We start from the raw sequence: 16,941 nt of genomic DNA on the forward strand, positions 1-16,941 counted from the left end.
TTCATTCAGTAAGCCAGTCCCACCCGTTTTCTGACAAACTGCGGGCTGATCAGCTCACGGTACAGAAAGTGCGCCGTGTCTCCGACGGTGATTTCAGCGCCGTCTTCAGGAAGGCGATCCTGTTCGAACCGGTAAACTCCGGCAGCGTCTCCGTCAGGAAGGTAGGTGGGACAAATGATCGTCCAGTCAAGATCGTCTGCCAGCAGCATCTCGTATACGCGGGCGTGTTCCTTTGCGGCTCTTGTTGATTTTCGTTTTGATTCTGCCGATTCAAACCGGTATTGATCAGGCATAAGCCGTGATTGAAGGATACCCGCGGTGCCGATCGTAATCAGACGCTGAACATGATGCCGTTTCATGCTGTCTATTATATGGGTCATAGCGGCTGAAAGGGTATCGTCACCGTCCGTGCCGAGACAGCTCACGACTGTGTCCGCTTTGGAAATCAATCGGCTTACATCTTCCCGCCGCCTCGCATTCCCTGTTATGATTTGTTTTTCAGGAATGGGAAGGACTGTTCCGGCTGATCTGACAAGAGCGAATATCTCCATGTGTCCATGTTTCTGCGCTTCTTTTATAAAAGCCTGTCCGACTCTTCCCGTTGCTCCGAGTAAAGCGATGTTCATGTAAAAAACCTCCTCGCCGCTCATTATATCATTCAAAGCAGCGGGGAAAAGAATACCTGTGAATAAACGGGAAATGGTGGGCAACATATTCATTGACCAAAGAAACACTTACGAACTGAAACAGCTCCCAATTGACTGAGGCAATGAATGACATGTTTTCCCTCCTTTTTTCCTAGGGTATGTGGAATAGGAAAAAAGGGTGACGGCATAAAAGAAGACGCGGTATCCCGCGCCTTCTGTAAGCCATTTATTGAGTTATTGTACGCCTTGGCCGCCCATGCTCTGCTGTGCGAAAGATACTAAACGTTTAGTGATTTCTCCTCCGACAGAACCGTTTGCACGAGAAGTTGTTTCTCCGCCAAGGTTTACGCCGAACTCAGAAGCAATTTCGTATTTCATTTGGTCGATTGCTTGAGCAGCGCCGGGTACTACTAGTTGGTTTGAAGAGTTGTTGTTTGCCATTTGTATGATCTCCTTTATAAAGTAGTATGGTTGGGTTTGCTGGAATTGCACCAGCCGATGATTTTCGGAACGAAAACCATTGCCAGCTTGGCTTCACCCAATGCTGTTTGCCGCTTTGTACTACGTATTATGGTGAATCAAACGGCATCTCATTCGGAAAACGGTGTGGTAAATAGCGGAAGGAAAAGAAAAGCCCAGCCTGATGCGGCTGAGCTTTTAGCTTTCAGTCATATATGTGATAAAGCATTAATTCATGCAGCTCTTTTACGAGAGCCGGTTCTTCTTTTCCCGGATGTGTGTGTCCCCATTCAATGTCTCCGGACTTATGGTAAATCCCTTCGTAATGCGTACCCTGCCAGTAAAATGAAATCCGCCATCCGGGCAGTTTCTCTTTTTTGAATAACGGTTTCCAGCTGAAGTGCGAAATCATGACGTTCACGCTCCTTATGGGAAATGTTGATCTTGTTCATTGTAGCTCATCGTTCAATGCCTGTCCCGGGTAAACCTAAAAAAAGACGGCCTCACCGCCAAAGTTTTTCCGGGGCGGTGATGGACCGTTCTGATAAATACGACGCGTATTCAAAATTTCTCCGTTTTGTCAGGTAATCGACCGATCTCAGCTTCGGATGGGAAAAAATGCTGCGCCCGGGGCGGGAATTGGCTTCAAACATCCAAACTTTCCCTGAATGATCGACGCCGAGGTCAAAACCGATTTCGCCGATAAAACCTTCAATGTGCTCATTTAACACGCGGCTGACCGCCAAGGCGGCTTTTGAAAGTTTCCGCATCATGCCGACTCTCTCTCGCGGATCGCCGTATAATTCAGCTAACGTCCTGACTTCTCCGCCGGTTGCGAGATGCGTCGTGATGCTGTTTTCACCGGAAATTTTTGCTGCAATGGCCGTCACTGTCCATTTCCCCTCGGCGTTTTTGTTCGTGTGCACCCTGAAATCGACGGGACGCCCATCCAGCCGGATCAGGTCAATGCCTTGCTGAATTAAAAATGCGGACGGGTCATTGTTTTCTTTAAATGATGTCATGAAGGATGCCGCATCTGAATACTCTGCCGTCACCACCGTTTTTTCCTCATTCGTGTGTTTGACAGATAAGCCGGCATCTGTTTTTTCCACCTTGTAAATCCCCGTTCCGAGTGCGCCGTCTGCAGGTTTGATATAGACGGTGTCAAACGTGCTGCATAACGTCTCTAACGCTTCCGCATTCGGGTGCAGGACAGATTTTGGCAGTAGTGAAGCGGTGAGACTGTTTTTTTCCAGAAGCTTATGAATGTCCCATTTATTAAAGAATTGCGGATTAAACCACGGAATCTGATAGTCATTCATCAGCCTCTGTTTTGTCTGCTGTAAAAGCGGAACTTCTTCCGTTTTTCGGCTGGGGAGCCTGTCATATACGACATTCGGAAGCGGGACGGCCGTCCGTTTCCAGCTGTTTTCTTTATAAATCAGCGCTTGGACGGTGCCTTCTTCCCAGTTGATCTGATGGGCCCCGAAAACGAAACAATATCCGTTCGCCTGTTCATGAAGAGAGAGCATCTTGGAAAAGAAGGCTGTACGGTCTCTTAATGGGCGGGACGGCGATGATGTGAACCCGGCTGTGAAAACGCCGATCAGCGGTCCGATGTGCACCGTCTGGCCGTGTATGAGAAAGTCAGCCCGGCTTTTATGCGGTATCAACAGCTCCTCAAACAAATCTTCAGAAAGGAGCGCGCTTTTTTCAAGTGATTGAGAAAAGGCTACACGGCATTTGACAACTTTGGTCCCGAAGGCAGCGGATAAAAGCCCTTCCCGTTTCATGGAGGAGGGGAGAAACAGCGTATTTTTGCTTTTTTTATCGATGCCGACAATCATCCCTTTATGATTCACGCGGTAATACTCCTTTCCGGCTTTCCTGTGACTGAAGTTCGCGGAAGCGTCTCAGCGGACTCGTATACAAATCCTCTTTCGCCTCCGGAGCCACGCTTAAAATAGCTTTCCGTCCCGGCTTTGAGTTGACATCCAAAAGCCAGATGCGTCCGTCTTTGGCATAACAAATATCGAGCCCCAGCTCAAACAGCGGCCCGAACCGTTCATCAAGGAAATAAGGGACGGATTGGGTGATCGAAAAGACATCATCCAATAAAACGGCCTGCTGCTTTCTCGGAATTTCCTCAAACCATGTGTCAAACTTAATCGGTTCTGATCCTCCTGGCAAATGAGATAAAAGACCGTTCTGATAACCCCTTCTGACCGCTTTTCCGACCGTTTCCCAAACGCCTGACTCCGTTTTGCGCATGAAAATGCGGATGTCGCACGGATGCCGCTCTTTATCCTGGATATTTAAGTAGGATTGAAGCAAATAGCGGTGCTGCAGCACTTTTTTGCACCAAGACTTAAAAGACACGTGATTGGAAAATGATTTTGTTTGTTTGTTTTTTCCGATATAGTAAGTGGCCGTAATTGATTTTTTGCCTGTTTCAAGCAGGATGATGCCTCTGCCTCCCGCGCCGAAAGCGGGCTTAAGTATACATGCTTTTTCCTTGGCTAAGTATGATTGCACCTGTTCATAGCGGCTGACTTCGGCCGTTTCAGGAATATAGGGACTGATCAGATGATGCTTTTGGAGCGCATCCGTGACCGTCCATTTATCAGGAAGCCCCCGGCCGATAAATTCCGTTTTCCGATATTTTTTCAGCCATTCGACGATCGGTTTGGCTTTTTGCGCTTCAGCGGATTTTCCGTAAAAACAGCGGTCGTAAATATATTCGGGAATATCGATTTCCGTTTCGTTCCACTTTCCGCTTTGCGGGTGATAGACGAGCGCTTTCACGCGCAAAGAATCCGGAAATATATCAAACGGTGTAAAGCGGGCTAAGCGCACATTATATTGAGGCGCTCTTTCAGCCAATTCCCCGGCGTAATCTTCTTCGTGCCGGCGGGATACAGACATAAAACCGAGTGTTGTCATATTATTACTCCCCCTTTATTCAAAAAGCCGCTGATGGAACGGCCCTTCCATCCAATAAATATGCTAAGCGCATCATAAAAGATGATCTACTGTAAAGAGTACGAAACAGCATCTTGCCTTATTCCTCACAAACAACAATTCAGGTTCTTCATTTGCCCGCATGCACGCCAGCCTCTATAATACGAATAGATATATCATCAAGAAAATAGAACATAAGATGGAGGCAGAAGAAAAGGAATGGGCATAGCAGGAACGTTTCTATTTATGATTGTGATCGGAGCCGCGATCGGCGCGGTGACGAATCATCTTGCCATTCAGATGTTATTTCGTCCGTACCGGCCGTATTACCTGTTCGGAAAACGGGTTCCGTTTACGCCGGGGCTGATCCCGAAAAGGCGGGATGAATTGGCAAAACAAATGGGGCTCATGGTGACGAACCACCTTTTAACCCCGGAAGGAATAAAAAAGCGGCTTTTATCAGATACCGTTAAAAACCAGGCGCTTCTTTTCGCCGAACAATTCACACAAAAAATGGCCGCTTCCGAGATGACGGTGCACGAAGCTTTGGCCGCCGCGGGCATCCGGAATCCGCAGGAAAAGACGGATGCCTGGATTGACCGTTTTACCGATGAAAAGCTTTCGGAACTGTACCGGAAATATGAGCACCGCGCCATAAAAGACTGGCTTCCTGATGAGCTTCAGGAAAAGCTGGATGAAAAAGTCCCGTTGGCCGCAGATTATATTCTGAAGCGGAGCATTGATTATTTTGAGAGCGAAGAAGGGAAAGACAGGCTCGGAAATATGATTGACGACTTTTTGAATTCCCGGGGGATGCTCGGCAGCATGGTGCAGATGTTCCTCGGCAATTCAAGCTTGGCAGACCGTGTGCTGCCTGAGCTGTTAAAGTTTTTGCGCAATGAGGAAACGAAAAAGCTTCTGGCTGATCTGCTTTCTCAAGAATGGGGCAAGCTCAAATCTTATACACTTTATGAGGCCGATGAAAAGTGGAATGCGAAAGATCTGCTGTTCAGCATGAAAAAGCGGGTTTTGGCCGCACTTCAAACCGCGCCCTTTTTCGAATGCCGGCTCGGTGACATCATCTCCCGTTATGAAGGGGAGATTACGGGAACGTACGCGCCGAAGCTGCTTGATGCGGCACTCGGCAGTATTGCCGCTCATTTGGAGGATGTGCTGAAACGGCTGCGTCTTGAGGAAGTGGTCAAAGAGCAGGTTGATCAGTTTCCCGTTGAACGGCTGGAGGAAATGGTGCTGTCGATTTCCAAGAGAGAATTTAAGATGATAACGTATTTAGGCGGTCTGCTCGGCGGGATAATCGGAGCAATTCAGGCTTTGTTTGTCATTCTTTTCTAAGGAAAACATACGCCGATGATGAAAGTCGCTCCGCAGTCTGTTATAGTGGAGTGGTATGTCCGAAAGGAAGAAAGGAGCGGTTACTATGGCAGTTCATTTTTATGATGCAGCATATGATCTTGAAAAAGCTTTGCGAAACAGTGATGAATACAGCCGTCTGAGAGGGCTTTATGATCAAGTAAACGCAGATGAATCCGCAAAACGCATGTTTGATAACTTCCGCAATGTACAGCTGCAGCTGCAGCAGAAACAGATGTCAGGTGAAGAAATCACTCAGGAAGAGGTAGAGCAGGCACAAAAAACGGTGGCTCTCGTACAGCAGCATGAATTGATTTCTCAGCTGATGGAAGCGGAACAGCGCATGAGCATGCTGATCGGCGAGTTAAACAAAATCATTATGAAACCTCTTGAAGAGCTTTACGGCAGCCCGCAATAAGCTCCACACCCCTCCATCTATGAAATGGAGGGGCTTTTTTTATTCAACAGAAAAATCAAGCGAACCTTTTACCGTTCCGTTAATGATGACAGACAGAGTGTGAATTCCCCGATAATGCTTGCGGGTGGTTAAATCTTTAAGGGAATGATGTTTGCTGAAGGCTTTTACGTCTCCGTTATCCATGGCGGACTCCGACATCTTAAACACCTTGCGGCTGCGGTGCCCCCTTTTCTTTACAAAATCAATTGCGTATTCAACCCTGACTTTTTGCCGGGCGGATGAGCGGATCTGAAAAGAAAAATGTATGCTTGTTCCGATGGCGGCCGTTTCCGGATTCAGTGTAAAACGTTCCAATGAAATCCGGGAGGCGTCTTCAAACCCGAAAACCGCAAGCGCCTGTTTGTCTCCTCTTTTTAACAGTGTCCTGCAGGCGTGCTTCAAAATCCAGTCCGTGTGCGGACAGCTTCCGAACCGCTCGGCTGCGATCTGTGCCAGAAGATCCGGATGTGTTTTGGAGATGTCATTCAGGTTATTCGCCACGCTTTTTCTGACATATAACGAGTCATCCTGCATCAAGCGGTCCAGAACAGGGAGAATCGGAGAAGGATCTTCAAGAAGAGCCGGAATGGAGATTCCCCATGGCAGGCGCGGTCTTGAGCCTTCGCTGGCAAGCCTTCTGACATGTTCGTCCGGATGCTCCGTCCAGGAAAGGAACTCTTTGAACATCCGCACCCGGTCAAGCCTGATATACGGGCGGACCGCAAATTCGGAAGTGGAAAAACGAGTGAAATACTGAAGCGCCTTCATTGATTCGTCCCAGTGATCCGTTCCGTACTGTTGGACATAATCGGGAAAAATAATCCCGGCGAGCCCTGAGAAGTGGGGAGCTGTCTCATATAAGACGTCAAGCGCCCGTATGTAATCCTTCGGCAGTGTTTCATATAAAGAGTCTGTGATCCGGCGCATTCGCTGTTTTAACGTCAGTCCGGGCCAATCTTCCTGAAACATCAGCGCCCGGCACTTGTCCCGCTCAAAAGCCGGATACGCCGATTTGATTCTGTTCAGAAGTGCTTCTGCAAATTCTTCGTTATAAATATCTTTTAATAGAGACATGACAGTCACCGCTTTTTTTCTTTTATTATATGGGAATGTATGTTCTCTTTCAACTTTATCATACATTCAGCATAGATATTTCCTCTGATTTTTTTAGTTAAAAAAACCCTTGTTTTTTAACAATATAATTGAGATAATAACTCTGAAAGCGCCTACACTTACAGATGATCTAAGGATACGGTCGCCTATACTGCCTGGTATGATAAGGGGTAGCAACAGAGAGTAAGTGAAACGAGCGCATCAACGGTCAAATAAGGGGTTCCTGATATATTTCGTAAATAGAAATACACATTGGGGAGAAGGCAGCAAATCGATCGTATCCCAACAAAACGACAGTTCAAAGTCTGCTTGAGGCAGGCTTTTTTGCTGCGGAGAAAAGGTTGTTCTAAACAAAGAGACAGGGTCATATCCTAATGACAAGTACAGTCATCAAGGAGGGGGACTTCTCTGTGTCAAAACAAATGCTGGCGTTAAATATAGACGGAGCGCTTCTTCGCTCCAACGGCAAACTTCATCAGACGACAAAGGATGCCATCGAATACGTCAAGAAAAAAGGAATTTACGTCACACTGGTCACAAACCGCCATTTTCGCTCCGCTCAAAAAGTGGCGAAAATATTAAAGCTGAATGCGAAATTGATTACCCACAGCGGCGCATACATTTCTGAAAAAATAGATGAGCCGTTTTTTGAAAAGAAAATATCAGAAGATCACACGTTTAATATTGTTCAGGTGCTGGAAAGCTATCCATGCAATATCCGGCTTCTTCACGAAAAATATTCGATCGGAAACAAGAAGAAAGTGAACTCCAATCTGGTCGGGAAAACGATGATTCATCCGTCTGACCCGATTTTTTATCCGGTGCAGTTTGTCGAATCATTAAGTGACCTGCTCCTTGATGAGCCGGTTTCAGCGCCCGTCATTGAAGTGCATGCCGAAGATGGCCTGCAGGCTGATATAACGGATACGATAATGAAAGCATTCCCGGCCGTCGATGTGATCCGCGTCAACGGAGAAAAACTGAACATCGTGCCTAAAGGGGTTTCAAAAGAAAGCGGACTTTCGATGGTCGCCGCTGAACTCGGGCTTTCAATGGAAGAGGTTGTGGCTATCGGCCATCAGGAAGATGATCTGCCGATGATCGAGCTGGCCGGTCTCGGCGTCGCGATGGGGAATGCCTCAAATGAATTAAAAAGAAAAGCGGACTGGGTGACAAGGTCAAATGATGAACAGGGAGTCGCCTATATGATTAAGGAATATTTCCGCATGCAGCACCGCAAAGGCTTTCTCGATAAGTTCCATATGAAACGGCCGTAATCAAGAGCCGCAGACGCGAACCGCCGGTCTGCGGCTTTTTCGCGGATTGATTTTAGCCTGTTCTTTCTGTACACTAAAGAAAGTTTTGAATCTGAAAAATAAGGTGATCACATTGCAAATAAAAATAGACGGCATCACGGATGACAGGCTGCATCGTCCGCTGCAAAACATCGCGAATTTATTTTTTGAAGAGTGTGTTCTTGCGTACGGCGAAACGGAGGAACCCTCTGATCTCGTCATCTCACTTGCCATTTCTCAAGATGCAGACAGCGTGTCGGTATCCGGAGAAATCAAAGGAACCGGCGAAAAGGAACATCACACGAAACCGCTTCTTGCCGGATGGAGCGAAAAAGAAGTATTTAAACAGGTGAAAAACACGCTGTCGTACGTCTACTTAAATCTTCTTCAATCGCATACGGGCATGACACAAAAATGGGGAATCTTAACCGGCATCAGGCCTACTAAACTTCTTCATAAAAAGCTGCAGAGCGGCCTGACAAAAGAAGAGGCGCATGCCGATCTGAAAAAAGATTATCTGATCCATGATGAAAAAATCAATCTGATGCAGGAGATTGTCGACCGTCAGCTCGCTGCGGTTCCCGATCTGTACCGGGTCAAAGATGAAGTCAGCATATATATCGGCATCCCGTTCTGCCCGACAAAATGCGCCTACTGCACGTTTCCGGCTTATGCCATTCAAGGACAGGCGGGAAGAGTCGGCTCCTTTTTATGGGGGCTTCACTATGAAATGCAGAAAATCGGAGAATGGCTGAAGCGGCATGATATCAAAGTGACGACCATTTATTTCGGCGGCGGCACGCCGACAAGCATTACCGCTGAGGAAATGGATCTTTTATATGAAGAAATGGTCCGCTCTTTCCCGGATGTCGCGAATATCAGGGAGATTACCGTTGAAGCGGGCCGACCCGACACGATTACGGAGGAAAAGCTGGCCGTTTTAAATAAGTATAAGATTGACAGAATCAGCATCAACCCGCAATCTTATGAAAACGAAACGCTTAAGGCCATCGGCAGACATCATACAGTTGAAGAAACCATCGAAAAATACCATCTTTCCCGCAAACACGGCATGAACAACATCAACATGGACCTGATCATCGGCCTGCCGGGAGAAGGGACGGCTGAGTTCAGGCACAGTCTTGAGGAAACGGAAAAGCTGATGCCTGAATCTTTGACCGTTCATACGCTTTCTTTTAAACGGGCGTCAGAAATGACGAGAAACAAGCATAAGTATAAAGTTGCCGACAGACAGGAAGTGTCCCGCATGATGGATGACGCCGTCCGCTGGACAAAAGAGCACGGCTATACGCCGTACTACTTGTACCGGCAGAAAAACATTCTCGGAAACCTTGAAAATGTCGGATACTCCTTCCCTGGTCAGGAAAGCATCTACAACATTATGATTATGGAAGAAGTGCAGACGATTATCGGTATCGGCTGCGGCGCGGCAAGCAAATTCATTCATCCGGAAACCGGAAAAATCACGCACTTCGCCAATCCGAAAGATCCGAAATCATATAATGACCGATTCGAGCATTATACAGAAGAGAAAATCAAATACTTAGATGAGATGTTCGTCAAATCTGCATTATAATATCAAAAACGGCACGGAATCAGCGTGCCGTTTTTTTTATGTTTAACCGTCTGTAAAAACGGGAAAAGACTATCAGACTGTTATTCGCAAGAGGTGCATAATATGTATGATGTCATAGGAGCGGGAATCGGGCCGTTTAATTTAGGGCTTGCCGCATTGTTAGAGGATATACCCGGAACAGACGCTCTTTTTTTCGATAAAAAGAAAGAATTTGCGTGGCATCCCGGTCTATTAATTAAAGGGACGGATTTACAGGTGGCGTTTCTGGCGGACCTGGTCACGCTCGCCGATCCGAAAAGCCGCTACACGTTTTTAAACTTTCTCCATGAACATGACCGGCTGTACCGGTTTTATACGTTTAATGAATTTGATATTCCGAGACGGGAATTTAACGACTATTTGAGCTGGGCGGCTTCAGAAATCAAATCATGCCGTTTCGGCTCAGAGGTAATCGGCGTGAAAAATGCCGGCGGACATTATGACGTCAGCGTCAAGAACATTGAGGACGGAAGCATCAGTGTCTATCAAACGAAGCATTTCGTCATGGGGACGGGGTCTGAACCGCTTATTCCCGCAGAGATTGCTGACGAAGCGCGTCAGGACACGATGGTCAGCACGGAATATTTGTTTCGGAAAGACGAGCTCGCCGGCGCCGAATCAATTACAGTGGTCGGCTCCGGACAGAGCGCCGCGGAGATCTTTTCTGACTTATTGCACGATGAACAATACCGCCGCAGCCGGCTGCAATGGGTGACACGCTCCGCCGGATTCCGAGAATTGGAAACCGCCAAGCTCGGACAGGAAATGTTTACACCTGATTATGTGGAATATTTTAACAGCCTGCCTTTTAAAGAACGGCTGAACACGCTCCCTGAGCTGGACGGACTGCGCCACGGCATTGATTCTGACACACTTGCCGCCATTTACGATGCCCTGTATCACAGATCGATCAGCGGAGGTTCGCCTGACGTGTATATTCAGCCGATGGCGGAGCTTGAAAAAATTGAAAAGCAAAACGGGCGCTGCGTACTGAGCTTTCATCAATGGCAGATGGATGAAACCTTTACGGCCGATTCAGAAAAAGTGATATTGGCGACCGGTTTTAAACCTCATATTCCGGAATGGTTTACGGCAATTGCCCCCGATATCGAATGGGAGGATGAGAAACGGTTTAAAGTGACGGCCGATTCCCGTCTTGTCTTTAAGGACGACAGGCGGCATCATTTTTTCACATTAACGAATCTTGATCATGCTCACGGAACGGGCGCTACGAATTTGAAGCTGTCTGTTTACAGAAACCAAAAAATCATCAATACCATTCTGGGAAAAGAGCATTTCTCCATTAATAAAAAAACGGCTTTTCAGCAATTTCTTCCCGCTCAAAAAAACTGACCCCTTATGAAGAGGTCAGTTTTTTTTATGATTTCTGCGGCTTCTTTTCAGGCGTCTTCCATTTGAACACGCTGTTCAACAGGAGATATATCCGCTTCGATTCTTTCGTGAGCAAAGGGCCGAAGATGGCCAGTATCAAAACATATAAGGCGGCGAAAGGTTTAAGTGAAGCGGACAGGCCGCCGGCGATGCCGAGATTTGCGACGATAATGGAGAATTCGCCGCGTGACACAATGGTCAGCCCGATATTAGACGATGCTTTATGAGAAAGCCCCGCCCGGCGCCCGGCGATCATGCCGGCGATAAAGTTTCCGGCAATCGTCAGCAGAACGGCGCCAAGGGCAAGCCATACCGCATCTCCGAGTGAAAACGGATCAATGCTGAGACCGAAGCTGAAGAAAAACATGGCCCCGAAAAAGTCACGGAACGGCACGACAAGATGCTCAATCCTGTCAGAATGGGCCGTCTCCGAAAACACGAGTCCGAGCAAGAGCGCGCCGATCGCTTCAGCGACATGAATCGTTTCGGAAAAGCCGGCAATGAAAAAGAGCGCGGCGAAAATGACGATGACAAATACCTCGTTTGAACGGATATCAAGCAGCTTGTTCAGCAGAGGCGGCAATTTTCGGGCGGCAATGAAAAACAGCAGCATATATCCGAAAGCGATCACGATTGACATCAGCGCGCCTCCGACAGACGTCGCGTCTCCCAGAACAAGCCCGGAAACGACCGATAAGTAAACCGCCAGAAAGATATCCTCAAACATAATGATGCCGAGAATCAGCTCCGTTTCCGGATTGGCCGTGCGCTTTAAGTCAACAAGCACCTTTGCGACAATGGCGCTTGATGATATCGTGATGACGCCCGCCAATACAAGCACTTCCAAAAAGGAAAAGCCCGTGATAAAGCCGTATATCAGCCCTAAACTGAAATTAATCAGAATATAAATCGTTCCGCCGGCGGCGATTGAACGTCCGGATTTGACTAATTTTCCGACCGAGAATTCAAGCCCGAGGTAAAAGAGGAGGAACAGGACGCCCATCCGTCCAAAAAATTCAATCACTTCCCGGCTTTCGATAAACGTCAGGTCAATGATGCCCGCTTGGGGTGCGTGCGGCCCGACAAGCATTCCTAAAATGATCAGGAAGGGGATGATCGAGAATTTAATTTTATTGGCGATGACACTCGCAATGGCTACAAGAACTAACGCCGTACCGACTTCAAATACGAGATGGTCCATAAACAGATCACACTCCGTCTCTGGAGAGGAAGTCTTGGATCAGCTTTTTCAGATGCTTTCTTTCACCTGAGAGGACGAGTGTATCGTTTGCTTCAAGGAGCGAATCAGCGCCCGGGTTTAAAAGCTTTTTCCGGTTATGCTTAATGATGGCGATGACCGTCACGTCATAGTTCTGCCGCACATCCAGTTCGCCGAGCGTCCGCCCTGCCGCTTTTGCCCCTTTTTCAACTTTAAACCATTCGATAATCAGATCGTTGAACGCCATTTCAATCGATTCAAGCGCCTGCGGTTTATACACCATACCGCCGATAATCGCGGCAATCTGTCTTGCTTCCGCATCATCAAGTGAAATGCTTGCCAGAAGCTCATCAGGGTCGCGGTCATCAAATCTGTAAATTTCCCGCCTGCCGTCATCATGAATGATGATCGTCATTTTTTCATGATTTCTCGTTTCGATTTCGAATTTTTTCCCGATACCGGGCAGATCGTTTTCTTTAATATTCATAAAAAATCCCTCCGGAATATACTGTTTTTACATCGTAAATACAGATTGGCAATGAGAAATTTTCTGATGCCGGAGGTAATTTGACTGGTATTGTATCGGAATGGCACATGTCCTTTCCATTGTGGAATCAATGAATTGATCAAGAGGTTTGACAGATAACAGGGAGATCATCCGGAATAACGCACCGTATCCTTTTGACAGGCCTTGCGGAGCGGTTTTGGTGTGAACCGGCGTCTTTGCCGAATCCGTTTCCTGCGGGTAAACCGAAATTTGTACATGGCTGTCTGTTTCTGTCACCAATTGGGAAGGAAGAGCGACATCCGAAGGGGGGAACAGCACCATAAAAAAGCTCAGTAACAAGCTGAGTATCACATATTTCATTATCGGCGTTTTTCCCCCTTTTGTTTTGTATATCAATTTCACTATATAAAAATGTATGTTCAGTTTCAAATGATATGCATTTTTCGGTATCTATTGACCTTGAAAAATAAAGGAGTTTCGCTTCGGAGGAAGGAATATATCATTTGAACAAAATATGTAAGCGGATACAAGGAGGGTGTAAACATGCAGTATATTCGTTATGAAGAAAAGGGAAAGATCGCAGAGATTGTGCTGAACCGGCCTGACAGTTACAACGCGCTGAATGAACAAATGCTCCGGGAATTGGAAAATGCATGCGTGATGGCCGCCGACAGCGAAGCGCTTATCGTCCTCTTGCGGGGGGAAGGCCGGGGATTTTCTGCGGGCGGTGATATCCAGATGATGACGTCTGATCATGATTCAGGAGAATATGAACGGCTCATGAAAATGATCGAATCCATTACACTGACGCTCTATGATATGAAAAAAATTGTGATAGCCGCCATCCACGGAGCTGCGGCGGGGCTCGGGCTGAGTTTCGCGCTGTGCGCCGATGTGGTGCTCGCTGAAGAAAACGCCCGCCTCGCGATGAATTTCATCGGCATCGGATTGGTTCCCGATGGAGGAGGCCATTATTTATTAATGAGACGCGTCGGTGAGATCGAAGCGAAAAAACTGATTTGGAGCGGTGAAAAATTGCCTGCTGAAAAAGCGGTGCGGCTCAAGCTTGCCGACGGGCTGTTCAGCGGCGGCCCTGCGGAGGGGGCACAACAGTATATCGACCGATTGCTGCATGCGCCGCTGTCAGCGATGATTGAAACGAAGGCTATTTATCAGAGCCTCCATATCAGCCGGTTAAAAGATGTTTTGTCTCTTGAACGAAAGGCCCAGGAAAATATGAGAAAAACGGATGATCATAAAGAGGGCATCCGCGCCTTTTTAGAAAAACGGACGCCGCAATTTAACCGGTAACATACAGAAGCCGGAAAGCTTCTGTTATCTGTGGAATAAAATCAGCTTTCCGGCTTCATTTACCAAGCGATGAGTACTGTTCTTAAGCTTTTTTTCCTTCAATAAAGCCTCTCCGGCGGCCTTCGCCTCCGCCTCATTATCCGCTTCGATCCGTTCATTCAGCAGCGTTTCTCCCGACGCATGGAATGCGGTCAATACATATTGTCCCATCATGTCACCCCCTTTATAGAATGATATTCTGATAAAGAATTTAAAATCCTCCATTAATTTTTACCCATTATTAGTATATAATGGGTCAAGGAAGGAGTTGGATTCGTGCTTACAATTGAAAACGTAACGAAAACATTCGGCAGCTTTACCGCTGTTGACAATTTGAACCTGCAAATACCTGAAAGGGAAATGTTCGGGCTGCTCGGCGCAAACGGCGCGGGAAAAACGACGACCTTTCGGATGATTTTAGGTCTTTTAAGCCTGACTGACGGGCATATCACCTGGAAAGGGCAGCCGGTCAATTATTCCATCAGTGAAAAAATCGGCTATCTCCCGGAAGAGCGGGGGCTGTATCCGAAAGTGAAGGTGAGTGACCAGCTTGTCTATTTGGCGAGATTAAAAGGAATGGGCAAAAAAGAGGCGGAAAAAGAGCTCATGACATGGCTCGAGCGGTTCGGCATTACAGATTACAAGAATAAGAAAGTCGAAGAGCTGTCGAAAGGAAACCAGCAGAAAATCCAGTTCATTTCGGCCGTCCTGCATAAGCCTGAACTGCTGATTCTCGATGAACCTTTCAGCGGTCTTGATCCGGTGAATGTCGAGCTGCTGAAAGAAGCGGTCATTTCTTTGAAAAACAGCGGCGTTTCCATCGTTTTTTCAAGCCACCGAATGGAGCATGTGGAAGAACTTTGCGAGAATTTGTGCATTCTCCAGAAGGGAAAACCCGTCGTTCAAGGCAATCTGAAAGACATTAAGCGGTCTTTCGGCAAAAAAAATGTCACCGTTCATTCAGATGATGACCTCAGCTTTTTAAAAACGCATGAAGGCGTCGTGAAATGGAAGGAAACAAATGACGGGATCAGACTGCAGGTCGCGAATGAACCGGTTTCTCAGGATATTTTCCGGGCGCTGCAAGGGAAAGGTTTTATACGGAAGTTCGAATTGGAAGAGCCGTCACTGCATGATATTTTTATAGAAAAGGTGGGGGCCGTTTATGAATAAATTTTGGATTATGCTGTTCCATACATATAAAAACAAAATCACGACAAAGTCATTCATTATTTCGACCGCCATTACCGTTTTATTAGTATTAGCGGTGACCAACCTGCAATCGATTATATCCGTGTTTCAATCGGATGACGGCAAGCAGCAAATTGCGGTGATTGATGAAACGGGCGGGCTGTACCCGGCGTTTGCAAAACAGCTTAAAGCGGCGGATACAGACAATGATCTGCAGGCAATGGAGACGAAGGAGTCCGAAAAAGATGCCGTAAAGCGTGTCAAAGACGGTGAATGGGACGGACTGTTTATCATCAGACAAGATCAAAAAGGAACGATAACAGGAGCATACAAGGCGCTGACCATTTCCGATGAATCAGCGTATAAACTGCTCAAGCAGGCTTTAACCCAGACAAAAACCGCTGTCGAAACCGCCAAGCTCGGCATTTCGGCAGAAAAAGTCAGCAGCCTCTACACTCCGCCGGAAGTCAGCAAAGACGCGCTGGAAAAAGGGGCGAAATCTGAGGAAGAGCTCGGTCAGGTAATGGGACTTGTATACATCATGCTGTTTGTCATCTACTTCTCAGTTATCATGTACGCAAGCATGATTGCGATGGAAGTGGCGACGGAAAAATCGTCCCGCGTCATGGAAATTTTAATTTCAAGCATGCCGCCGATTCAGCAGATGTTTGCCAAACTGTTCGGTATCGCGCTCGTGGGGATCACACAGTTTGCGGTGCTGATTGCGGCTGGTTATCTCTCACTGAAGCTGAACCCTCAAAATGATGCGTCGTCGCCGATCAGTGCATTTCTCAATTTTACGGATGTTCCCGTCTCGACGATAGTCTATGCTGTCATTTTCTATTTGCTCGGCTATTTTCTTTACGCGACGCTTGCCGCGTTTCTCGGCAGTGTTGTCAGCCGGATAGAGGACGTACAGCAGACGATTCAGCCGATGGTTTTTTTAGTCGTGGCAGGTTTTATGATCGCCATGTTCGGCATCGGCAATCCTGACGCCGGTTTTATTACCGTTACATCTTACATTCCGTTTTTCACGCCGATGATTATGTTTCTACGCGTCGGGATGCTCGATATCCCGTTTTGGCAGGCTGCGGCCGGAATCGCCCTGACACTGCTCACTATCGTGATCTTTGCGGCGGTCGGCGCGAAAATTTACAAAGGCGGCGTTTTGATTTACGGAAACGCCAGCGGATTCAAAGCGATCAAACAAGCGCTGCGCATCTCCAAAAAATAAGTGAAACAGCCCGGAACAGCCGGGCTGTTTTTTTATTTTACAGAACGTGCATTCGTATAAAAACGGTGCTAAAATAAGGGTAATTCAATTTGCAGAAAGGGGAGGGCG

General features: G+C 47.2%; 19 protein-coding genes. 8 read left to right on the forward strand and 11 right to left on the reverse strand.

Translation table 11 applies throughout. The features are described 5' to 3' along the window. Positions 1 to 5: 5 nt before the first annotated feature. The 6 genes from BR62_RS0112690 to BR62_RS0112710 form a co-directional block, all read right to left on the reverse strand. Positions 6 to 626: an NAD(P)-dependent oxidoreductase gene (locus tag BR62_RS0112690; protein ID WP_007409246.1), complete on the reverse strand. Its 621-nt coding sequence runs from the start codon at positions 624 to 626 to the stop codon at positions 6 to 8. Positions 627 to 654: 28 nt separating this feature from the next. Next, the gene (locus BR62_RS19880) at positions 655 to 780 is read right to left on the reverse strand and encodes a hypothetical protein (RefSeq protein ID WP_007610363.1); all 126 of its coding nucleotides are present in this window, start codon (positions 778 to 780) and stop codon (positions 655 to 657) included. A gap of 101 nt (positions 781 to 881) precedes the next feature. Continuing rightward, positions 882 to 1,088: an alpha/beta-type small acid-soluble spore protein gene (locus BR62_RS0112695; protein WP_014417315.1), complete on the reverse strand. Its 207-nt coding sequence runs from the start codon at positions 1,086 to 1,088 to the stop codon at positions 882 to 884. Positions 1,089 to 1,311: 223 nt separating this feature from the next. Beyond that, entirely contained in the window at positions 1,312 to 1,527 is a 216-nt protein-coding gene (locus BR62_RS0112700; RefSeq protein ID WP_012117190.1) for a YheE family protein, read from the reverse strand. Between the two features lie 82 nt (positions 1,528 to 1,609). After that, positions 1,610 to 2,968: a YheC/YheD family endospore coat-associated protein gene (locus tag BR62_RS0112705; RefSeq protein WP_015239497.1), complete on the reverse strand. Its 1,359-nt coding sequence runs from the start codon at positions 2,966 to 2,968 to the stop codon at positions 1,610 to 1,612. Beyond that, positions 2,958 to 4,049, reverse strand: coding sequence for a YheC/YheD family endospore coat-associated protein (locus BR62_RS0112710; RefSeq protein WP_012117192.1), 1,092 nt, complete (start codon positions 4,047 to 4,049; stop codon positions 2,958 to 2,960). The genes BR62_RS0112705 and BR62_RS0112710 overlap by 11 nt, the downstream gene beginning before the upstream one ends. A gap of 237 nt (positions 4,050 to 4,286) precedes the next feature. Here BR62_RS0112710 and BR62_RS0112715 point away from each other — a divergent pair, with 237 nt between their 5' ends. Continuing rightward, complete coding sequence (locus BR62_RS0112715; protein WP_032871089.1) at positions 4,287 to 5,420, forward strand: DUF445 domain-containing protein; 1,134 nt, start codon at positions 4,287 to 4,289, stop codon at positions 5,418 to 5,420. 85 nt (positions 5,421 to 5,505) lie between these two features. Next, entirely contained in the window at positions 5,506 to 5,856 is a 351-nt protein-coding gene (locus tag BR62_RS0112720; RefSeq protein ID WP_007409239.1) for a YlbF/YmcA family competence regulator, read from the forward strand. 39 nt (positions 5,857 to 5,895) lie between these two features. Here BR62_RS0112720 and BR62_RS0112725 read toward each other — a convergent pair whose 3' ends face one another. After that, positions 5,896 to 7,035, reverse strand: coding sequence for a DNA alkylation repair protein (locus tag BR62_RS0112725; protein WP_007409238.1), 1,140 nt, complete (start codon positions 7,033 to 7,035; stop codon positions 5,896 to 5,898). 383 nt (positions 7,036 to 7,418) lie between these two features. Here BR62_RS0112725 and BR62_RS0112730 point away from each other — a divergent pair, with 383 nt between their 5' ends. From BR62_RS0112730 to BR62_RS0112740, 3 genes are all read left to right on the forward strand, one after another. Next, positions 7,419 to 8,285 (forward strand): Cof-type HAD-IIB family hydrolase, encoded by an 867-nt coding sequence (locus BR62_RS0112730; RefSeq protein ID WP_012117197.1) that lies wholly within the window; start codon positions 7,419 to 7,421, stop codon positions 8,283 to 8,285. A gap of 112 nt (positions 8,286 to 8,397) precedes the next feature. Further along, positions 8,398 to 9,900: a coproporphyrinogen III oxidase gene (locus BR62_RS0112735; protein ID WP_007409236.1), complete on the forward strand. Its 1,503-nt coding sequence runs from the start codon at positions 8,398 to 8,400 to the stop codon at positions 9,898 to 9,900. Between the two features lie 102 nt (positions 9,901 to 10,002). Then, the gene (locus BR62_RS0112740; RefSeq protein WP_032871092.1) at positions 10,003 to 11,292 is read left to right on the forward strand and encodes a lysine N(6)-hydroxylase/L-ornithine N(5)-oxygenase family protein; all 1,290 of its coding nucleotides are present in this window, start codon (positions 10,003 to 10,005) and stop codon (positions 11,290 to 11,292) included. 25 nt (positions 11,293 to 11,317) lie between these two features. Here the strand turns inward: BR62_RS0112740 and BR62_RS0112745 are convergent, their stop codons facing one another. The 3 genes from BR62_RS0112745 to BR62_RS0112755 are packed head-to-tail and all read right to left on the reverse strand — an operon-like array spanning position 11,318 to position 13,418. Then, positions 11,318 to 12,532, reverse strand: coding sequence for a cation:proton antiporter (locus BR62_RS0112745; protein ID WP_003155266.1), 1,215 nt, complete (start codon positions 12,530 to 12,532; stop codon positions 11,318 to 11,320). A 7-nt stretch (positions 12,533 to 12,539) separates the two neighbouring features. After that, entirely contained in the window at positions 12,540 to 13,037 is a 498-nt protein-coding gene (locus BR62_RS0112750; RefSeq protein WP_007409234.1) for a cation:proton antiporter regulatory subunit, read from the reverse strand. Between the two features lie 27 nt (positions 13,038 to 13,064). Next, a complete protein-coding gene (locus tag BR62_RS0112755; protein WP_032871095.1) occupies positions 13,065 to 13,418 on the reverse strand; it encodes a hypothetical protein in 354 nt (117 codons plus the stop codon). Positions 13,419 to 13,601: 183 nt separating this feature from the next. Between BR62_RS0112755 and BR62_RS0112760 the strand changes: the two genes are divergently transcribed. Beyond that, complete coding sequence (locus BR62_RS0112760; protein ID WP_032871096.1) at positions 13,602 to 14,369, forward strand: enoyl-CoA hydratase; 768 nt, start codon at positions 13,602 to 13,604, stop codon at positions 14,367 to 14,369. A gap of 24 nt (positions 14,370 to 14,393) precedes the next feature. Here the strand turns inward: BR62_RS0112760 and BR62_RS0112765 are convergent, their stop codons facing one another. Further along, positions 14,394 to 14,579: a YhzD family protein gene (locus tag BR62_RS0112765; protein ID WP_032871098.1), complete on the reverse strand. Its 186-nt coding sequence runs from the start codon at positions 14,577 to 14,579 to the stop codon at positions 14,394 to 14,396. A gap of 105 nt (positions 14,580 to 14,684) precedes the next feature. On the opposite strand from BR62_RS0112765, the gene BR62_RS0112770 reads away from it, so the two are divergent. Together BR62_RS0112770 and BR62_RS0112775 are read left to right on the forward strand one after the other, a co-directional pair. Beyond that, positions 14,685 to 15,581, forward strand: a complete 897-nt coding sequence (locus tag BR62_RS0112770) for an ABC transporter ATP-binding protein (protein WP_007409231.1) — start codon at positions 14,685 to 14,687, stop codon at positions 15,579 to 15,581. Further along, positions 15,574 to 16,833: an ABC transporter permease gene (locus tag BR62_RS0112775; protein ID WP_032871100.1), complete on the forward strand. Its 1,260-nt coding sequence runs from the start codon at positions 15,574 to 15,576 to the stop codon at positions 16,831 to 16,833. The genes BR62_RS0112770 and BR62_RS0112775 overlap by 8 nt, the downstream gene beginning before the upstream one ends. Positions 16,834 to 16,941 lie beyond the last annotated feature (108 nt).

This window comes from Bacillus sp. UNC69MF, assembly GCF_000746035.1.
Taxonomy (GTDB): domain Bacteria; phylum Bacillota; class Bacilli; order Bacillales; family Bacillaceae; genus Bacillus; species Bacillus velezensis.